This is a genomic window from Mycolicibacterium aubagnense (assembly GCF_010730955.1).
In the GTDB taxonomy this organism is placed as follows: Bacteria; Actinomycetota; Actinomycetes; order Mycobacteriales; family Mycobacteriaceae; genus Mycobacterium; species Mycobacterium aubagnense.
Genome location: NZ_AP022577.1, coordinates 4,668,331 through 4,686,135, shown reverse-complemented (window position 1 = coordinate 4,686,135; position 17,805 = coordinate 4,668,331). Strand labels below are relative to the sequence as shown.

The window sequence follows — 17,805 nt, the reverse complement described above, 5'->3', positions numbered from 1 at the left end:
AGGCAACCATCTGTCAACGCGTGTGTCAAGATTGGTGACGTGAGTGAGGCAAGGCACTACGGCGGACTGAGCGGAGCCGACCGCATCGCCGAGCGGCGGCGGCGGTTCGTCGCCGCCGGCCTGGACCTCATGGGTACCAAGGGCATCGCCGCGACAACCTTGCGCGGCGTCGCCGAGCGGGCCGGGCTCGCTGCGCGGTACTTCGCCGAGTCGTTTCCGACCATCGAGGACCTGCACCTGGCGGTGTTCGACAGCATCATGGCCGAGGTCGAAGAGCGTGGGCTCGCCGCGATCGCCGACACCGAAGGCAGCCCCCGGGCGCGGGCACGCGCGGCGCTCAGCGCGCTCGCCGACGTCGCGCTGACAGATCAACGCAAGGGCCGCATCGTCCTGATCGAGGCGGTTTCCTCAACGGCCCTCGGACCGCGCCGCCTCGCCGAGGCTCAGCGGTTCGCCGGCATCGTCGCCGGGCTGAGCGGTTCCGAGACCAACCCACAGCCGCTGGATGTGCGGTTGGCCGCACAGTTTGTCATCGGCGGAGTGGCCGAGACGCTGACCGCCGTCCTCGTCGGGGCGATCACCATCGACCGCGAACACCTCATCGACATGCTGAACAACCTGTTGTTTGCTTCACTGCGCGCAGTCCGCACGACTGCCGGCGCGGTCAGAACGGGATGACCGACTCGCTGTTGAGATTCAGCCACACCCGACGCGCCCAGCGCCGAACCGGCCCGGCGGACAAATGGGCGATGAGTTCGCGGTCGTCGATCAGATAGCCCCCGGGGGCCCGCTGCCAGAGGCCGGCCATCCAAAGCTCCAGCGCCGCAATGGTTGTCACCGAGCCGGGCGCGATGGCGTCGAGGGCCGCATCGGCCACGAAAGCCGGGCGACGCGTGCGCACACTGCGACTCACGGCGCGCACATGAAGTTCGATCGCAGTCGCAGACACATGCGCCCCGCGACGGCTGTCGCGCAGCGCCTCCATCTCGGCCAACAGGGCCTTGCTGTACACGCTATCGAGCGTACCGGTAACACGGTCGTTACACGGGATTAATGCACATGGCACATGGCGCACGCCGTCGCTGGTCGGCGCGCCGCTCCTAGACTTGCCGAGTGCACACCGCGCTGCCGAGCCTCATCGCCGACCTGCCCGCCGACGCCGTCGTCACCGATCCGGACATCGTCGCGTCCTACCGACAGGACCGCGCGCTGGATCCGGACGCCGGCACGCCCATCGCCGTGGTGCGGCCGCGGAGCACCGAAGAGGTACAGACGATCCTGCGGTGGGCCAGTGCTCACAAAATTGCGGTGGTGCCGCGCGGCGCCGGCACCAGCCTGTCCGGCGGCGCGACGGCCGTCGACGGCGGCATCGTGCTGACCACCGAACGGATGCGCGACATCGTCGTCGACACGGCCACCCGCACCGCCGTGGTGCAGCCCGGCCTGCTCAACGCCGAGGTGAAGAAAGCCGTTGCGGCCCAAGGACTCTGGTACCCACCCGATCCGTCGTCGTTCGAAATCTGCAGCATCGGCGGCAATGTGGCCACCAACGCCGGCGGCCTGTGCTGTGTGAAATACGGCGTCACGACCGACTACATTCTCGGCCTGCAGGTGGTCCTGGCCGACGGCACCGCGGTACGGCTCGGCGGGCCGCGGCTGAAGGACGTTGCGGGACTGAGCCTCACCAAACTGTTCGTCGGCAGCGAAGGCACACTCGGCGTCGTCACCGAGGCGACGCTGCGCCTGCTGCCGCCACAGCACCGCGGGTGCACTGTCGTGGCGAGCTTCGACTCGGTGCGGGCGGCAGCCGATGCCGTCGTGACCGTCACCGGCCGGATTCGCCCGTCGATGCTGGAGTTCATGGACGACGTCGCGATCAACGCGGTCGAGGACAAACTCAAGATGGGACTGGACCGCACCGCCAAGGCGATGCTGGTGGCGGCATCTGACGATCGCGGCGCCGCGGGCGTCGAGGACACCGCGTTCATGGCCCGCGTGTTCACCGAAGCCGGTGCGACAGAGGTGTTTTCGACCGACGACCCGGACGAGGGCGAAGCCTTCGTGGCCGCCCGGCGGTTCGCCATCCCGGCCGTGGAAGCCAAGGGCCCACTGCTCCTGGAGGACGTCGGGGTGCCGTTGCCCGCGCTGGCGGACCTGGTCGACGGCGTGGGTGCCATCGCCCGGAAGCACGACCTGCTGATCTCGGTGATCGCGCACGCCGGGGACGGCAACACCCACCCGCTGATCGTTCACGACCCGAACGACGCCGATAACACCCGACGGGCCAACATCGCGTTCGGCGAGATCATGGACCTCGCCGTGTCGCTGGGCGGCACCATCACCGGCGAACACGGCGTCGGCCGGCTCAAGCGGCCCTGGCTGGCCGGTCAACTCGGTCCCGAAGTCATGGAACTGAACCGCCGGATCAAGGCGGCACTGGACCCCGACAACATCCTGAATCCGGGCGCGGGCATCTGATTCGGCATTGACACGTCCGGTCAACCGCCGTACATATAAGACATGACGGCGATTTTGTCTCACGAGACATCCGACTCCCCCGTGGCGTTCCAGCTTGCCGATTCCGCCGGGTGGGTCGATCCCTGGCCGATGTACCGGTCATTGCGCGACTACGATCCCGTGCACCACGTGGTGCCCGCCGACCATCCCGGCGCCGACTACTACGTGCTGTCCCGGCACGCCGACATCTGGACCGCCGCCCGCGACCACGAGACGTTCTCCTCGGCGCAGGGCCTGACCGTCAACTACGGCGAGCTCGAACTCATTGGACTGCAGGACAACCCGCCGATGGTGATGACGGACCCGCCCGTGCACACCGAATTCCGCAAGCTGGTGTCGCGCGGCTTCACCCCGCGCCAGGTCGAGGCCGTCGAGCCCAAGGTCCGCGAATTCGTCGTGCAACGGCTGGAGAAGCTCAAGGCCGCCGGTGGTGGAGACATCGTGGCCGAGCTGTTCAAGCCGCTGCCGTCGATGGTCGTCGCGCATTACCTGGGCGTGCCCGAGGCCGACCGCGATCAGTTCGACGGCTGGACCGAGGCCATCGTCGCGGCCAACACCGCCGAGGGTGGCCTGGGTGGTGCGCTCGAGACGCTGGGCAGCGCGCTCGGCGACATGATGGGGTACTTCACCGCGCTGATCGAGCGCCGTCGCAAGGAGCCCGAAGATGACACGGTGTCACACCTGGTCGCCGCCGGGCAAGAAGAAGGGGCTGCCGACACCGTTGATCTGCTGTCGATCCTCGCGTTCACCTTCACGATGGTCACCGGCGGCAACGACACCACCACCGGAATGCTGGGCGGCTCCGTGCAGCTCCTGCACCGGCAACCCGACCAGCGCCGCCTGCTCGTCGAAAACCCCGACCTCGTCACCGAATCCATCGACGAACTGCTCCGGCTCACCTCGCCGGTCCAGGGCCTCGCGCGCACTGCCACACGCGACGTGACCATCGGCGACACCACCATTCCGGCCGGTCGCAAGACGTTGCTGCTCTACGGCTCGGGCAACCGCGACGAGCGCCAATACGGCCCGGGCGCAGGCGAATTGGATGTGACGCGCGCACCACGCAATATCCTGACGTTCAGTCACGGCGCACACCACTGCCTGGGCGCGGCGGCCGCGCGGATGCAGTCTCGCGTCGCGCTGACCGAACTGCTCTCGCGGATACCGGAATTCACCGTCGATGAGGACAACATCGAGTGGGCCGGCGGCAGCTATGTGCGACGTCCGTTATCGGTGCCGTTTACCATCTGCTGATGGCAAATGACTGGCTGGCCGGCCGACGCACCGAGGTCGCAGCGGAGGCCATCCTGGACGCCGCCGACCGCCTGTTCGCCGAACAGGATGCCGCGACCGTCGGAATGCTCGAAATCGCCAGGGCGGCAGGCTGTTCCCGCGCTACGCTCTACCGGTACTACGAGAACCGTGACGTGTTGCACCTGGCCTATGTGCACCGAGAGGCGTTTCGGGTGTTCGCCCACGTCGGCGAGCAGATCGCAGATATCAGCGACCCCCGCACCCGGCTGCTCGACGGTGTGGCGATCGCGCTGCGCAGCGTGCGGGAAAGTCCCGCCCTGTCATCGTGGTTCGTCGCCACCCAGCGGCCCATCGGCGGTGAGGTGGCCGCGCAGTCGGACGTCATCACCGGCCTGGTGGCAGCGTTCCTGTCAGAGTTGTGGCCGGACCTCGAGACGGCGGCCGCGCACCGCCGGGCCAACTGGCTGGTGCGGATGATGGTGTCGCTGTTGATGTTCCCCGGCGCCGACGAAGACGACGAGCGCGCGATGCTCGACGAATTCGTCGTGGCCCAGCTCGCCCCGAGAGATCAAGCCTCCCAGTAGGCCCGGGCTTTGATGGCCTTCTTCGGAATCTGGTAGTCCTCACGCAGCACCTTGACCACCGACCGGGTGGTCCGGTTGTCGCATGCCACCCAACCGAAATGACCCGAGCCGTCGAACGCCGAGGCCCGCACAGTATCGACCAGCGCCTCGCCGTTGTTCTTGCGATCGACCCAGGTCACGGTCAGTCCCGGCGCCCCGGTACCCACCTGAAGATCGCGGTCGTCGTCGTGTCCGGCCTCCAGGTACACCTGGATGGGCGCCTCGCCGATGGCCTGCAGCAGCGAGTTGATGGCCGGCAGCGATGCGGTGTCGCCGACCAGGACGTAGCCGGCCGGCGCAGGCTCGGGCAGCTCGAAGCTGCTGCCGAGCAGCGTCACCTCGAGGGTGTCGCCGGGCTTGGCATCCTGGGCCCAGCGGGTGGCCAGACCGTCATGGAGCGCAAAGTCGATGTCGGTGGTGGCGGCAACCGGATCGGGGTTGACCAGCGTGTAGCCACGCTGGTGCGCCCTGTCTCCGTCGGGGAACCAACCGCGGACCCACATGGTCGGGTGTACCGGCCGTTCGGCCAACAGGTTTCCGGTGGTGAAGTGCAGCCGCAGGTAGTTCGGGGTGATCTGGGTGCGGCCGGTGACGGTCAGCTCGAAGTCGCCGCCTCGCCAGAGTTTGACCAGCGCCCCCTGGATTCCACGCGACGGTTTCGACTCGTTCATTAGGGCAGCATAACCTAATTTATATCCTGGTTGGTTTCTCTGCGGTTTGTGCACCGGCTGCTGACGCGCGAATTACGGCGGGCGGTGACCCGGACCTTCAGCCGTGCGGGGTTCGACGCGACGGATGTGCCGCCCGACGCCGGCGCGCCGCTCGCGTCGTTCGGTGACGTGCCGTTGGAGGGTGGCACCGGCGAAGAACTCGACGAAGAGAATCCCGACGAGAAGGCCGAGCGGAAGGCGGGCTGGTTCGACGGCTGCTGGACGTGCGACTGTTGTTGTGATTGCGGGGATTGCGACTGCTGCTGCGACTGCGGGGACTGTTGCGACTGCTAGTTTCGGACTCGCGTGAATCGGTGCAGTAGCCACGCCGCCGGAACGGTGAACAGCATTGTCAGGGTGAACAACGCCAAAGTCGACCCCGTCCAGATGTGCTGGTGCATCACTTCGACCATGACCAGTTCCATGATGACCAGGTGCACCAGGAAGATCTCGTAGGAGATCTCACCGAGGAAGACCACCGGCCGGCTGCCCAGCAGTGACGCGTACCAACCGCGGTTCCCCAGACCCAGCGGTGCGACGAGCAATGTGGCGATGGCCGCGTAGAGCACCGCCTTCCACAGGCTTTGCGGCAGCGTCGCGGGCGAGGTGGTCGGAGCCCCGGCGATGGGCGTCGACGCGATGAGGTAGCAGACCAATGCCAGTGGGATGCACAGGAATCCGTAGGCACGCACACCCATCGCGGACAACACGGACAGCAGCATGCCGCCGACGAACCAGATCAAGTAGGTGGGCAACCACAGCCGGGCGCCGTCGGGCAGGAAATGCGTGGTGTGCACCAGGGTCAGCCACCCGAAGCTCGATGCGGCCAGGGTCCCGAGCGCCCCGAGCAACACCCCCGGCCGCCATTGCCGCCGGCACAGCACCACCATCAGCAGGTAGGCCAGCACCGGAAGGGCAACGTAGAACGCGGCTTCCACCGCCAGGCTCCACATCTGGGTGAGGCCCTGATGCAGCCAGGAGAACAGGTAGTTGTCGGTGTAGATCTGGGTGAGCGTGAGGTTGCGGATCAGCCCCAGCCAGGTGTGGCCGGGATTCGGTCCGGCCGTCCGGAAGTGATACAACGCGTAGGCCGCCAACACCGTGACCACGTAGGCGGGCATGATCCGTCGGACCCGGTGCCGGGCGTAACGCCGCACTGACGGTGCCTCGTAAGGCTTTTCGGCATCGGTACGAGCCAACGCCTTCACCCACGGGGTGAACAGCAGGAAGCCCGACAGCACGAAGAAGATCGGCACGCCGATCTCGGCGCGCGAGTACATCAACCCGACGTAGTCTTGCGTGTACTTACCCGTCGTGAATGCCGCGTGGGTCAGCACCACCAGCAAAGCGGCGAGAGCACGGACCCCGGTGAGTGAATCAACCCGGGTCACTTGTACTTGCGCTTGCCCTCGCCTCGGCTTTCGTGCTTGCCGCCACGGCGATCGTCGTCACGTCCGCCACCCTGACGTGGCCCACGGTCCTGGCGGCCGCCGCGGTCGGAGTACGAACCCCGGTCCGAGCCACGGTCAGGGCGTCCGCCACGATCCTGGTAACCGCCGGAATGCCCACCCTTGTCCAGCTCCAGGTGGATCAACTGGCCCGAAATGCGGGTGCTCTCAAGCTTTTTGAGCGTGTCCTTGCTCAACTTGGCGGGCAGCTCGACCAGCGAGTGGTCGACGCGGATGCTGATGTGCCCGAAATCGCTGCGATTGAGGCCACCCTCGTTGGCGATGGCGCCGACGATGGCACCCGGCATCACCTTGTGCCGCTTGCCCACCGCAATGCGGTAGGTGGCCAGGTCGTCGCGGGTCGACCGGGGCTTACGTTCGCGGTCCCCACGGTCACCACGGTCGTCCCGATCCGGACGCTCGCGCCGCTTCTCCGGCGGCGGCTCCTTCATCAGGAACTCTTCGCCGCCCTGAGTCAGCGCTGCCAATGCCGCCGCGACGTCGCCCATCGGCACATTGTTGTCGCGTTCGTAGTCCTCGATCAGCCGGCGGAACAACTCGATGCCCGGTGCATTGAGGGCATCGGTGATCGAGTCGCGGAACTTGGCGACCCGCTGCGCATTGACGTCGTCGACCGAAGGCAGCTGGGACTCGATGAGTTTCTTCCGCGTGACGCGCTCGATCGAGTTGAGCAGGTGCCGTTCGCGCGGCGTGACGAACAGCAGCGCGGTGCCCGACCGACCCGCGCGGCCGGTACGCCCGATGCGGTGCACGTAGGACTCGGGGTCGTGCGGGATGTCGTAGTTCAGCACGTGCGAGATACGTTCGACGTCCAGGCCACGGGCCGCGACATCGGTGGCGATCAGGATGTCGATCGAGCCGTCCTTGAGCGCGTTGATGGTGCGCTCACGAACCGCCTGGGCAATGTCGCCGTTGATGGCGGCCGCGGAAAAGCCACGGGCCCTGAGCTTTTCGGCAACTTCCTCGGTGGCCTGCTTGGTGCGGACGAAGACGATCATCGCCTCGAACGGCTCGACCTCGAGCAGCCGGGTGATGGCGTCCATCTTGCGGGGTCCGGCCACCTGGATGTACCGCTGCGTGATGTTCTCGGCGGTCTGCGCCTTGGCCTTGATGGTCACTTCGACCGGGTCGTGCAGATACCGGGCGGTGATCTTCTTGATGGCCGGCGGCATGGTCGCCGAGAAGAGTGCGACCTGCTTGTACTCCGGGGTGTCGGCCAGGATGCGCTCGACGTCCTCGGCGAAGCCCATCTGCAGCATCTCGTCAGCCTCGTCGAGCACCAGGTAATCCAGGTGCGAGAGGTCCAGGCTGCCCTTCGACAGGTGGTCGATCACGCGGCCCGGGGTACCGACCACCACCTGCGCACCGCGCTTCAGACCGGCCAACTGCGGCGTATACGACGAGCCGCCGTAGATGGGCAGCACGTTGATGTTCAGGTGCGCGCCGTACTTGCCGAACGCCTCGGCCACCTGCAGCGCCAGCTCGCGAGTCGGCGCCAGCACCAGACACTGGGTGTTGCGGCTGGTGGGGTCGATCTTGGACAGCACGGGAACCGCGAAGGCGGCGGTCTTGCCGGTACCGGTCTGGGCGAGGCCGACGACGTCGGACCCGTTCAGAATCGCGGGGATGGTGGCCGCCTGGATGGGCGACGGAGACTCGTAGCCGACGTCGGTCAGCGCCCGCAGCACCTCCGGACGGATGTTCAGGTCGGCGAAGGTGACCTCGGCGCCGGTTTCGGCGGAGGTGTCAGAAGCGGGTTCAGTGGTGGTGTTCTGGCCGCCCGAATCCGGGTCGGCCTCGGGCAAAGACGTCGTCATTATGCGAGAAGTCTAGTGGGTGATCGGCCCAGGTACGCCCAGCATGGCCGACGGGGACTCCTTATAGGGTGGCCGGGTGCGCTGCGCCGAACCGAAACTGATGACGATCGCGGTGGCCGCACTCGCGGCGGCAAGCCTGTCCGCATGTGGGTCGGGCGACTCGACGGCCTCCAAGACTCCTGATCCGACGGCGCCGGCCGCAGTCAAGAAATCTGCCGCGCCGACCGTCGTCGCAGGTCCGACGACCAGCGCGGCACCGGCGGACCCCTGCGCCGTCAGTCTCACCGCTCCTGATATCGCCAAAGCGGTGTCCACGCTGCCGGCCGATCCCCGCAGCAAGCAGGGCTGGAGCCCGGAGCCACTGGCCGGCAACTACAACCAGTGCGCGCCACTGTCGGTGGTGATTGTGAAGGCGAACACCAACGCCGAGCAGCCGAACACCCGGGCCGTGATGTTCCACCTGGGCCAATTCATCCCGACCGGTGTGCCCGACACATACGGGTTCAACGGCATCGACCTGGCCGCAACCACCGGCGACACCGTCGCCCTGAGCTACACCAACCCGGCGACCGGGCTCAAGAGCCTCGTGCGATTCCACTGGAACGGCAACGGCGTCGAGTTGATCGGCAATACGCGCTAGGTCACGCGCGCAGCACATTCTCCATGGCCTTGCCCTTGGCCAGCTCGTCGACCAGCTTGTCCAGGTAGCGGATTTTCCGCATCAGTGGGTCCTCGATGTTCTCGACGCGGACGCCGCACACCAACCCCGTGATGAGTGCGGCGTTCGGGTTCAGCGTCGCGGCGGCGGTTTGTCACCGGGCTGCCATATGGTGACGACGTGTTCCTCAGTCCGACGGATCAGACCGCGCCGGTCATCTACAGCGCGTCCGATCTCGCGGCCGCGGCGCGGTGCGAGTACGCGCTGCTGCGCCGGTTCGACGGGATGCTGGGCTGGGGACCGAAAGCCGCCGTAGACGACGACCTGCTGGCCCGCACCGCCGAACTCGGCGACGCCCATGAGCAACGGCACCTGGAGCAGCTGCGGGACGCGTCCGGGGACAACGTCACGATGATCGGTCGCCCGCGGCCGTACACGGTGGCCGGGCTGCTCGCGGCGGCCGAGGCCACCCGGGCAGCCGTCGACCGCCGGGCACCGGTGATCTATCAGGCGGCGATGTTCGACGGCCGCTTCCTGGGTTTCGCCGACTTCCTGATCCTGGATGACGGGCGTTATCGACTTCGGGACACAAAGCTCGCCCGCTCGGTGAAGGTCGAAGCACTCCTGCAGCTGGCGGCCTACGCCGATGCGCTGGAGCAGGCAGGCGTGCCGGTCGCACCGGAGGTCGACCTGGTGCTCGGGGACGGCACCGTCGCCAGTTATCCGGTGGCCGAACTGCTTCCGGTCTACCTGCCGCGGCGGGCCGCGCTGCAGCGGCTGCTCGACGAGCACCGGGCCGGCGGGGCGCCGGTGTCCTGGGAGACCCCGCACCTGCGGGCCTGTCACCAATGCGATGACTGCGAAGTCGAAGTCCGCGAGCGGGACGATCTGCTGCTGGTGGCCGGCATGCGGGTGAGCCAGCGGGCCCGGCTGCTCGACGCCGGGATCACCACCATGCACGAGTTGGCCGAACACGCCGGCACGGTGCCCGGACTCTCGTCACGCATCGTGGCGAATCTCGTCGGGCAGGCGCGCCTGCAGGTCGCTCCCCCCATCGCGGGCAAGCCCCAGTTCGAGGTGATCGACGCGCAGCCCTTGACCGGCCTGCCCGAGCCCGACCGTGGCGACCTGTTCTTCGACTACGAAGGTGACCCCCTGTGGACCGAGAACGGCAGGGACTGGGGTCTGGAATACCTGTGGGGCACCCTGACCGCGACCGGCGAGTTCCATCCGCTGTGGGCGCACGACCGGGCCAGTGAACGGCAGGCGCTCATCGACTTCCTGGCGTTGGTGCGCAAGCAGCGCAAGCGGTACCCGAACATGCACATCTACCACTACGCGGCCTACGAGAAGAGCACGCTGCTGCGGTTGTCCGGGCGCTACGGCGTCGGCGAGGCCGAGGTGGACGAGCTGCTCCGCAACGGCGTGCTGGTGGACCTTCTGCCGTTGGTACGCAAGAGCATTCGCGTCGGTACCGAGAGCTACAGCATCAAGTACCTGGAGCCCCTGTACATGGGCGGCGAGCTGCGCGTCGGCGAGGTCACCAAAGCCACCGACTCGATCACGCAGTACGCGCGCTACACCGAGCTGCAGGCCGCCGGGGAGCACGAGGAAGCGGCGACGGTCCTCAAGGAGATCGAGGACTACAACCACTACGACTGCCGCTCCACGCTGCGGCTGCGCGAGTGGCTGCTCGGGGTGGCGTGGGCCGAGGGCATCGCGCCCCGCGGACCGGTCAGCGGCGGGCCCGCACAACCCGAGACCGCGGCGCCGGCCGACGACGCGACGCAGCGTGCCCTGACCAAGTACGCAGGCGACGGCACCACGGCGCGCGCCACCGAGCAGCAGGCCGTGGCCATGATCGCCGCAGCCCGCGGGTACCACCAACGCGAGGAAAAGCCGTTCTGGTGGGAGCATTTCGACCGCATCAACAATCCGGTCGACGAATGGGCCGACAGCGCAGACGTTTTCGTGGCCACGACCACCCCGCACATCGCCGTCGATTGGAACACACCGCCCAAGGCCCGAAAGCCACAGCGCCAGGTGCTGTTGCGCGGCGAGATCGCCGCCGGCTCGATCTCGCCCGGCGCCGAGGTCTTCGCCCTCTATGAACCACCTTCTCCGACCGGGCTCTCCGACGATCCGGACGTCCGGGCCGCCGGCGCCGCCAAGGTGTTGGACTGCAACGAGGACGGCACCGAGGTGCTGATCATGCACCGCACCGGCAAGGACGGCGACGAGTTCGAACAGCTGCCGTTCGCCCTGACGCCCGGCCCGCCGCCGAACACCAAACCACTGCGGACCGCGATCGAGACGACCGCAGGCGCGGTGGCCGCAGCGTTGCCGTCACTTCCGCCCAATGCGGCGTTGGACATCCTGTTGCGCTGCGCCCCACGCACCGGATCCAAGGGGCCGCTCCCCCGTACCGGTGACACTGCGCGGGATATCGTTGCCGCCCTTCGGGATCTGGATTCCTCGTACCTCGCTGTGCACGGCCCGCCGGGAACCGGAAAGACCTTCACCGCCTCGAAGGTCATCGCCGAGCTGGTCAACCACGACCACTGGCGCATCGGTGTGGTGGCGCAGTCACACGCTGTCGTGGAGAACGTGCTCAGCAGCGTGGTCAAGGCCGGGGTCGACGGCCGAGTGGTCGGCAAGAAGCGCGCGCCCGACGATGCCCCGTTCACCGACGTCCCGGACAACCAGTACGCACGCTTCGTCGAGGACAGCACTGGCTGCGTGATCGGCGGCACCGCGTGGGATTTCGCCAACGACGGGCGCGTCCCGGCGGGCTGCCTCGATCTGCTCGTCATCGAGGAGGCCGGCCAGTTCAGCCTGGCCAACACCATCGCCGTCGCGTCGGCAGCGCACAATCTGCTGTTGCTCGGTGATCCGCAGCAGCTGCCGCAGGTCAGCCAGGGCACCCACCCGGAGCCGGTGGACGAGTCGGCCCTGAGCTGGCTGGTCGAGGGGCGCCACACGCTGCCCGCCGAACGCGGCTACTTCCTGGAGGTCTCGTACCGGATGCACCCGGCCGTGTGCGCCCCGGTATCGGCACTGTCGTACGACAACCGCCTGCTGGCCGCCGAAAGTGTCAGCGGCGCGCGGAGATTGGCCGGTATCGAACCCGGCGTGCACCTGATGACGGTCGACCACGACGGCAACGCGACCGACAGCCCCGAGGAAGCCGAGGCGATCATCGCGGCCATCGGCGATCTGGTCGGCCGGCAGTGGTCCGACGAGGACGGCACGAAAACCCTTGGCCCCGAAGATGTTCTGATCGTGGCCCCGTACAACGCGCAGGTGGTGCTGCTACGCGAGCGGATGGACGCGGCCGGGTACGGCGAGGTCCAGGTGGGCACCGTCGACAAGTTCCAGGGGCGACAGGCGCCCGTGGTGTTCGTGTCGATGACGGCGTCATCCATCGCCGAGGTCCCCCGCGGCATGGGTTTCCTGCTGAACCGCAACCGGCTCAACGTGGCGATCAGCCGCGCCAAGTACGCCGCCTACGTGGTGCGTTCGGCGTTGTTGACCGACTACCTCCCGTCGACCCCGGACGGGATGATCGAGCTCGGCGCGTTCCTGTCGGTGACCGCATGACCATGCCGCCGCCGGGCCCGCAGACGCCGCCCGTTCATCACGTCTGGACGGCCGGCCCGTCCGACCGCCGGCACTTCACGTGGCTCTCCACTCGGCAAGCCCTGACCCGGTGGCAGCTGTGGCTGATACTCGTGGTCGCCATCGGGTTCGCGGCGGCCGGTGCCGGATCCGTGCCGACTGCCATCGGCGTCGCGATCGTCGTGCTGCCGATGTTCTTCGCCGTCATCGCGGCCATAACCTGGTACCGCGTCTATCGGGCGTTGGGGCACACCATGTTTCCCGGCGCTCAATGGGCCTCCGGATTCAACGATTACGGGTTCATGCTGGCGACCCCGGGCGGCACCGTCACGCTCGGCTGGCCCTCGGTCACCGCGGTCCGGCCAGGCGCCGAGTTGGTGGCATTCCACACCAAGACCGGCCGCGTCGGTATTCCGAGCGCTCTCGTACCACCGCCCGCGGTCGACTACGCGCGGACTCAGATCGCTCGGCAGCAGCGATGACCGATCCCCTGATCGAACGGCTCACCGCGGTCGTCGGCGCGGCATACGTCACCACCGACGCCGACGTAGTCGCCGGCCGCGTCGTCGACCACACCGGACGCTACCGCGGCCGCGCTCAGGCTTTGGTCCGTCCTGGCAGCGACGCCGAAGTCGCGGCGGTACTGCGCGCGTGCCGGGCCGCGGGCGCCTACGTCACGGTCCAGGGCGGGCGGACGTCGCTCGTCGCCGGGACCGTCCCCGAGCATGACGACATCCTGCTGTCCACGGAACGGTTGTCGACGGTCGAAGTTGTCGACACCGAGGAACGCCGGGTCCGGGCCGGGGCCGGCGCGACCTGCGCCGCGGTTCAGCACGCCGCTGCCGCCGCGGGTCTGGTGTTCGGCGTCGACCTCGCCTCCCGTGATTCGGCGACTGTCGGCGGTATGGCGTCGACGAATGCCGGCGGGCTGCGCACCGTGCGCTACGGCAATATGCGTGAGCAGATTCTGGGGCTCGACGTGGCGTTGCCCGACGGCTCGCTGGTGCGCCGGCACAGTCAGGTCCGCAGCGACAACACCGGTTACGACCTGACCTCACTGTTCGTCGGCGCGGAGGGCACGCTCGGGGTGATCACCGGCGTGGACCTGCGGCTGCACCCGCTGCCGCCGCACCGGGTGACGGCCCTGGCGGGCTTCGACGACCTCGACGCCCTGATCGCGACCGGACGCCGACTCCGGGATACCGACGGTATCGCGGCGCTGGAACTGATCGACGCGCGCGCCAGCGCCCTGACCGCGGAGCACCTCGGCGTCCGTGCCGTCGTCGACGGCTCCTGGCAGCTGCTGGTCGAAATGGCCGGCGACACGGACCAATCCGACATGCTGGCCTCGGTGTTGGGCGACGCCGCACTGACCGGCGAACCCGCGGTGGGCGTCGACGTCAGCGCACAGCAGCGGCTATGGCAGGTCCGGGAAGCCATCGGAGAGGTCTTGGGCTGGTACGGGCCGCCACTGAAATTCGATGTGTCGCTGCCGCTTTCGAGCGTTGCCGAGTTCATCGCGCGGGCCGTCGCCATCACCGCCGCGCATGCACCCGATGCCATCCCGGTACTGTTCGGCCACATCGGCGAGGGCAACTTGCACCTGAACCTGTTGCGCTGCAACGTATCTGACGAAACCGAACGAGCCCTCTACACCGCGATGATGACACTGATCGCCGACTGCGGAGGAAACGTCAGCTCCGAACACGGCGTCGGTACCCGCAAGCGGGACTACCTGACCATGTCGCGCACCGATGCCGACATCACCGCCATGCGCACCGTGAAGGCCGCCTTCGACCCGACTGGCTACCTGAATTCGGCGGTGTTGTTCCGCTGATCCCATCCCGGCGAAGCGTGGGGCCAGGACCGGAAGCCGCACGGTTTCGTGCTGTCCGCGCAGGGCAGCCGCGTCTACTGACTCACATCGAGCGCAGGCCGTAGACACCCGGATCGGTGGCCTCGTCGTCTTCCCGGTAGTGCCGGCCGGGTTGCGGCGGCGCCGGCTCGATGTGCACCGGAATCGGTGAGGTGAACGGCTCGTCGGATTCGTCGCGCTCGTCGTACCAGTCCCAGGATTCGGACTCGGCCTCATCCACGGCATCGAATGCGGCGCGGTCGACGGTGTACTCGACGTAGTCGTCGTCATCGGGAAAGTAGTTGGGCTCGGGCGACTCCGGAACCGAACCGCGCGGCCGAACCAGCGGCGCGGCCGTCGCCTGGCCCCGCAGGAACAGGGCGGCGACGACACCGAACAACGCGACGAACGCCGGCAGTAGCAGCGACTGCGACATCGCGGTCGCGAACGGCTCGCGCAGGAACGGCGGCAGGGTCACGGACGCGTCCGCACCGGTGGGCGGCCGGCCGCCGGTCGGCATCTCGGCGCTGATCCGCGACGTCATGTAGGCGGCCATGCCCGCGCTGCCCAGCACCGAACCGACCTGCCGCGTCGCGTTGTAGACGCCGGACCCGGCGCCGGCCAGCCGCGGCGGCAGGTTGCGGGTGGCGGTCGCCGCCAACGGCGACCAGATGAACGCCATGCCGATGCCCATGACAATGAACGGCAGCACCAGCTGCCAGAGCGGCGTGGTCGGGGTCAGCCCGAACGACAGCCAGGTCAGCCCGATCGCCAGCGCAGAGAAGCCCGACCCGACGATGGGTTGCGGCGGGTACTGATCGATCAGCCGGCCCACGAGCGGCGCCAGCATCCCGGACACCACCGCCATCGGCGCAGTGAGCAGAGCTGACTCGGTCGCACTCAGACCGAGAACCGCCTGGGCGTGGAACATCACCGGAAGGATCATTGCGGTGACACAGAAGCCGATGGTGGCCACGGCCACGTTGGACAGGCAGAAGTCGTTGTCGTGGAACACCGTCAACGGGATCAGCGGCTCATCGGGGTTGACCGACTGCCAGTACACGAAGGCGGCCATGAAGCCCACTCCGGCGAGGATCACCAGCCAGATCCACCACGCCCAGTCGTGAGTCTGGCCCTCCTGCAGGCCGAACACGATGCCGAACATGCCGACGCCCGACAGCACCACGCCGAGCCAGTCGAACCGATGCTGTTCGGTGGGCAGCTCCGGGACCAGCACCCAGGCCAGGGCCAGGCCGACGATGCCGATAGGGACGTTGACGAAGAAGATCCACTGCCAGCCGAGGTGGTCCACCAGCACGCCGCCGGCCAGCGGACCGACCAGCGTCGCCACTCCCGCAGTGGCACCCCACACGCTCATGGCCGCGCCCCGGCGATCGGGCGGGAAGATGCGGGTGATCGTGGACAAGGTCTGGGGAGTCAGCAGTGCGGCGCCGAGGCCCTGCACCACGCGGGCGGCGATGAGCATCCCGACACTGCCGGACAAGCCGCACCACAGAGATGCCAGCGTGAATACGGCAAGGCCGGCCACGTACAGGTTCCGTGGGCCGAAGCGGTCGCCGAGCCGGCCCGCGACCAGCAGCGGTACCGCGTAGGCCAGCAGGTATGCGCTGGTCACCCAGATCACGCCGTCGTAGTCGGTACCGAGCTTCTGCATGATGACGACGTTGGCGACGGCGACGATCGTGGAGTCGACCAGGATCATGAAGAAGCCGAACATCATGGCCCAGAGGGCGCGCCAGGGTCGACTGACTTGCGCAGTACTCACCGGCGGGCTCCGGCGGAAATCAACGTGTGCATGCAGTGGGTATCAAGTCTGGGGGCCGGCGGGTGTGCCGGTCTCGGCTTCGACGCTACGGACAGTCGCGAATCCGAACAAGTCACCAGCTCGGCCGTGCCGCCAAGTGACCCAAGGGGCTATGCCCGGTGACGCTCGTGTCCCGACGAACCCATGTCACCGACGGCCACCAACGCCAGCAGCGCGACCACCACACCCGTCGTCATCACGCCCGCGAGTGCCAACTCACCATTGCCGAGAACGCCGACGAGTGGTGCCACCGCCGCGCCGAGCCCGAACTGGGCGGCACCCAGAGCGGCGGCCGCGGTGCCGGCGGCATCGGGGTGCCGGGCCAGTGCGACGGCGGGTGTGTTCGGAATCACCAGGCCCATCGCGGCGAGCATTGCCCAGACCGGAATCAGGAAGCCCGCCAGTCCGCCGACATGCAGGGCCGTCAGCGCGACGAACCCCAGGCCGAACACCGAGGCAGCGACCAGCGCCACGACCGCGATCTTCTGCGGGGCGAACCGGCGCAGCAGCACGACGTTGAACTGGGTGGCGCCGATGAGCGCGATCGCACCGGCCGCGAAGACCAGGGCAAATGTCTGTTGATCCAGGCCATAGCGGCCCTGCAGCACGAAGGCGGCGCCCGCGATGTACGCGAACAGGCCGGACATGCCGAGGGCACCGACGAGCACCAGCACCACGAACCGGATGTCGCTGAGCACCTCGACGAACGTGCGCAGGATGGCCCGTAGTTGTAGCGGACGCCGGTCTGCGACCGCGAGGGTCTCGGGCAGCGCCAGCACTGCCACCGCCAGGATCGCGCCACCCAATACCGCGAGCGCGGCGAACACCCAGTGCCACGACCCGCGCAACAACACCGCGGCGCCCAGCGAGGGCGCCAACACCGGCGCCACGCCCAGGACCAGGATCAAGCGGGACATCACGACGGCCGCGACGGACTCTTCGAACAGGTCACTCACCACCGCAATGGCCACGACCGAGGCGGCAGCAGCCCCGACGCCCTGCAATGTACGGGCGATGCCGAGCACTTCGATGTTCGGCGCGAACAGGCACAGCACCGAGGCCGCCATGTGCAGCAGGATGCCCGCGATCAAGGGCCGCCGGCGGCCCAGCGCGTCCGACAGCGGGCCGACGATCAGCTGACCGAGGGCCAGTCCGCCAAGTGTTCCGGTCAGCGTCAGCTGCGCGACCGATGACGACAACCCCAGCTCAGAAGCGATCCGGGGCAACGCGGGAAGGTACATGTCGATGGTCAGCGGGCCGAGCGCGACCAGCAGTCCGAGCACCACGATCATTCGGGTCCGGCTCAGCGTCCGGGGTACCTCCGGCGCCTCGGCGGGCGCGCCGCTATCGGCGGCGTCGCCTACCGCTGTCAGATCCACAAGGGGCGATGCTGCCATGAATATGGTTAGCAATGCATACCGGTTTTTTCTTCCCGGCAAACGGGGCGCAGGCAACTGGC

Annotated in this window: 15 protein-coding genes and 1 pseudogene; 9 read left to right on the top strand and 7 right to left on the bottom strand. The window is 67.9% G+C overall.

Going from position 1 to position 17,805, the window contains the following annotated elements; translation table 11 throughout:
• The first annotated feature begins 39 nt into the window (after positions 1-39).
• The gene (locus G6N59_RS22485) at positions 40-678 is read left to right on the top strand and encodes a TetR/AcrR family transcriptional regulator (RefSeq protein ID WP_234884098.1); all 639 of its coding nucleotides are present in this window, start codon (positions 40-42) and stop codon (positions 676-678) included.
• Here G6N59_RS22485 and G6N59_RS22480 read toward each other — a convergent pair.
• Positions 665-1,012, bottom strand: coding sequence for a hypothetical protein (locus G6N59_RS22480; protein ID WP_138229051.1), 348 nt, complete (start codon positions 1,010-1,012; stop codon positions 665-667). The two genes, G6N59_RS22485 and G6N59_RS22480, sit on opposite strands and share 14 nt — an antisense overlap.
• Before the next feature lie 101 nt (positions 1,013-1,113).
• Here G6N59_RS22480 and G6N59_RS22475 point away from each other — a divergent pair, with 101 nt between their 5' ends.
• Genes G6N59_RS22475 through G6N59_RS22465 form a run of 3 tightly spaced genes read left to right on the top strand, consistent with a single transcriptional unit; the run spans position 1,114 to position 4,355 of the window.
• Positions 1,114-2,478, top strand: a complete 1,365-nt coding sequence (locus G6N59_RS22475) for an FAD-binding oxidoreductase (protein WP_138229050.1) — start codon at positions 1,114-1,116, stop codon at positions 2,476-2,478.
• A gap of 42 nt (positions 2,479-2,520) precedes the next feature.
• The gene (locus tag G6N59_RS22470) at positions 2,521-3,771 is read left to right on the top strand and encodes a cytochrome P450 (RefSeq protein WP_138229049.1); all 1,251 of its coding nucleotides are present in this window, start codon (positions 2,521-2,523) and stop codon (positions 3,769-3,771) included.
• Entirely contained in the window at positions 3,771-4,355 is a 585-nt protein-coding gene (locus tag G6N59_RS22465) for a TetR/AcrR family transcriptional regulator (RefSeq protein ID WP_138229048.1), read from the top strand. The genes G6N59_RS22470 and G6N59_RS22465 overlap by 1 nt, the downstream gene beginning before the upstream one ends.
• Here G6N59_RS22465 and G6N59_RS22460 read toward each other — a convergent pair.
• Positions 4,340-5,065: a siderophore-interacting protein gene (locus G6N59_RS22460; protein WP_138229047.1), complete on the bottom strand. Its 726-nt coding sequence runs from the start codon at positions 5,063-5,065 to the stop codon at positions 4,340-4,342. The two genes, G6N59_RS22465 and G6N59_RS22460, sit on opposite strands and share 16 nt — an antisense overlap.
• Before the next feature lie 48 nt (positions 5,066-5,113).
• Between G6N59_RS22460 and G6N59_RS22455 the strand changes: the two genes are divergently transcribed.
• Positions 5,114-5,398 (top strand): hypothetical protein, encoded by a 285-nt coding sequence (locus G6N59_RS22455; RefSeq protein WP_179970227.1) that lies wholly within the window; start codon positions 5,114-5,116, stop codon positions 5,396-5,398.
• Here G6N59_RS22455 and G6N59_RS22450 read toward each other — a convergent pair.
• On the bottom strand, positions 5,395-6,495 hold the full coding sequence (locus G6N59_RS22450) for an acyltransferase family protein (RefSeq protein ID WP_138229046.1): 1,101 nt from the start codon (positions 6,493-6,495) through the stop codon (positions 5,395-5,397). The genes G6N59_RS22455 and G6N59_RS22450 overlap by 4 nt on opposite strands.
• Positions 6,492-8,390 carry a DEAD/DEAH box helicase gene (locus tag G6N59_RS22445; RefSeq protein ID WP_138229045.1) on the bottom strand — a complete coding sequence of 633 codons (1,899 nt, stop codon included), beginning with the start codon at positions 8,388-8,390 and terminating at the stop codon, positions 6,492-6,494. The genes G6N59_RS22450 and G6N59_RS22445 overlap by 4 nt, the downstream gene beginning before the upstream one ends.
• Positions 8,391-8,490: 100 nt before the next feature.
• On the opposite strand from G6N59_RS22445, the gene G6N59_RS22440 reads away from it, so the two are divergent.
• On the top strand, positions 8,491-9,030 hold the full coding sequence (locus tag G6N59_RS22440) for an LppP/LprE family lipoprotein (protein WP_179970378.1): 540 nt from the start codon (positions 8,491-8,493) through the stop codon (positions 9,028-9,030).
• Between the two features lies 1 nt (position 9,031).
• On the opposite strand, the pseudogene G6N59_RS22435 reads toward G6N59_RS22440, so the two are convergent.
• Positions 9,032-9,190, bottom strand: a pseudogene (locus G6N59_RS22435) (DUF2200 family protein); the annotation flags it as partial.
• Between the two features lie 38 nt (positions 9,191-9,228).
• Between G6N59_RS22435 and G6N59_RS22430 the strand changes: the two are divergent.
• Genes G6N59_RS22430 through G6N59_RS22420 form a run of 3 tightly spaced genes read left to right on the top strand, consistent with a single transcriptional unit; the run spans position 9,229 to position 14,503 of the window.
• Positions 9,229-12,648 carry a TM0106 family RecB-like putative nuclease gene (locus G6N59_RS22430; RefSeq protein ID WP_138229044.1) on the top strand — a complete coding sequence of 1,140 codons (3,420 nt, stop codon included), beginning with the start codon at positions 9,229-9,231 and terminating at the stop codon, positions 12,646-12,648.
• Entirely contained in the window at positions 12,645-13,148 is a 504-nt protein-coding gene (locus G6N59_RS22425) for a hypothetical protein (protein WP_138229043.1), read from the top strand. Before G6N59_RS22430 ends, G6N59_RS22425 begins: the two co-directional genes overlap by 4 nt.
• On the top strand, positions 13,145-14,503 hold the full coding sequence (locus tag G6N59_RS22420) for an FAD-binding oxidoreductase (RefSeq protein ID WP_138229042.1): 1,359 nt from the start codon (positions 13,145-13,147) through the stop codon (positions 14,501-14,503). The genes G6N59_RS22425 and G6N59_RS22420 overlap by 4 nt, the downstream gene beginning before the upstream one ends.
• Before the next feature lie 82 nt (positions 14,504-14,585).
• Here G6N59_RS22420 and G6N59_RS22415 read toward each other — a convergent pair whose 3' ends face one another.
• Both G6N59_RS22415 and G6N59_RS22410 read right to left on the bottom strand, forming a co-directional pair.
• Positions 14,586-16,262, bottom strand: a complete 1,677-nt coding sequence (locus G6N59_RS22415) for an MFS transporter (protein WP_138229133.1) — start codon at positions 16,260-16,262, stop codon at positions 14,586-14,588.
• 194 nt (positions 16,263-16,456) lie between these two features.
• Positions 16,457-17,743, bottom strand: coding sequence for a Bcr/CflA family efflux MFS transporter (locus G6N59_RS22410; protein WP_407665779.1), 1,287 nt, complete (start codon positions 17,741-17,743; stop codon positions 16,457-16,459).
• Positions 17,744-17,805 lie beyond the last annotated feature (62 nt).

Coding starts and splice junctions, on each gene's coding strand:
- G6N59_RS22460 (WP_138229047.1), bottom strand. CDS start 5,065: ATGAACGAGTCGAAACCGTCGCGTGGAATCCAGGGGGCGCTGGTCAAA.
- G6N59_RS22425 (WP_138229043.1), top strand. CDS start 12,645: ATGACCATGCCGCCGCCGGGCCCGCAGACGCCGCCCGTTCATCACGTC.
- G6N59_RS22410 (WP_407665779.1), bottom strand. CDS start 17,743: ATGGCAGCATCGCCCCTTGTGGATCTGACAGCGGTAGGCGACGCCGCC.
- G6N59_RS22415 (WP_138229133.1), bottom strand. CDS start 16,262: ATGATGTTCGGCTTCTTCATGATCCTGGTCGACTCCACGATCGTCGCC.
- G6N59_RS22420 (WP_138229042.1), top strand. CDS start 13,145: ATGACCGATCCCCTGATCGAACGGCTCACCGCGGTCGTCGGCGCGGCA.
- G6N59_RS22440 (WP_179970378.1), top strand. CDS start 8,491: ATGACGATCGCGGTGGCCGCACTCGCGGCGGCAAGCCTGTCCGCATGT.
- G6N59_RS22470 (WP_138229049.1), top strand. CDS start 2,521: ATGACGGCGATTTTGTCTCACGAGACATCCGACTCCCCCGTGGCGTTC.
- G6N59_RS22445 (WP_138229045.1), bottom strand. CDS start 8,390: ATGACGACGTCTTTGCCCGAGGCCGACCCGGATTCGGGCGGCCAGAAC.
- G6N59_RS22465 (WP_138229048.1), top strand. CDS start 3,771: ATGGCAAATGACTGGCTGGCCGGCCGACGCACCGAGGTCGCAGCGGAG.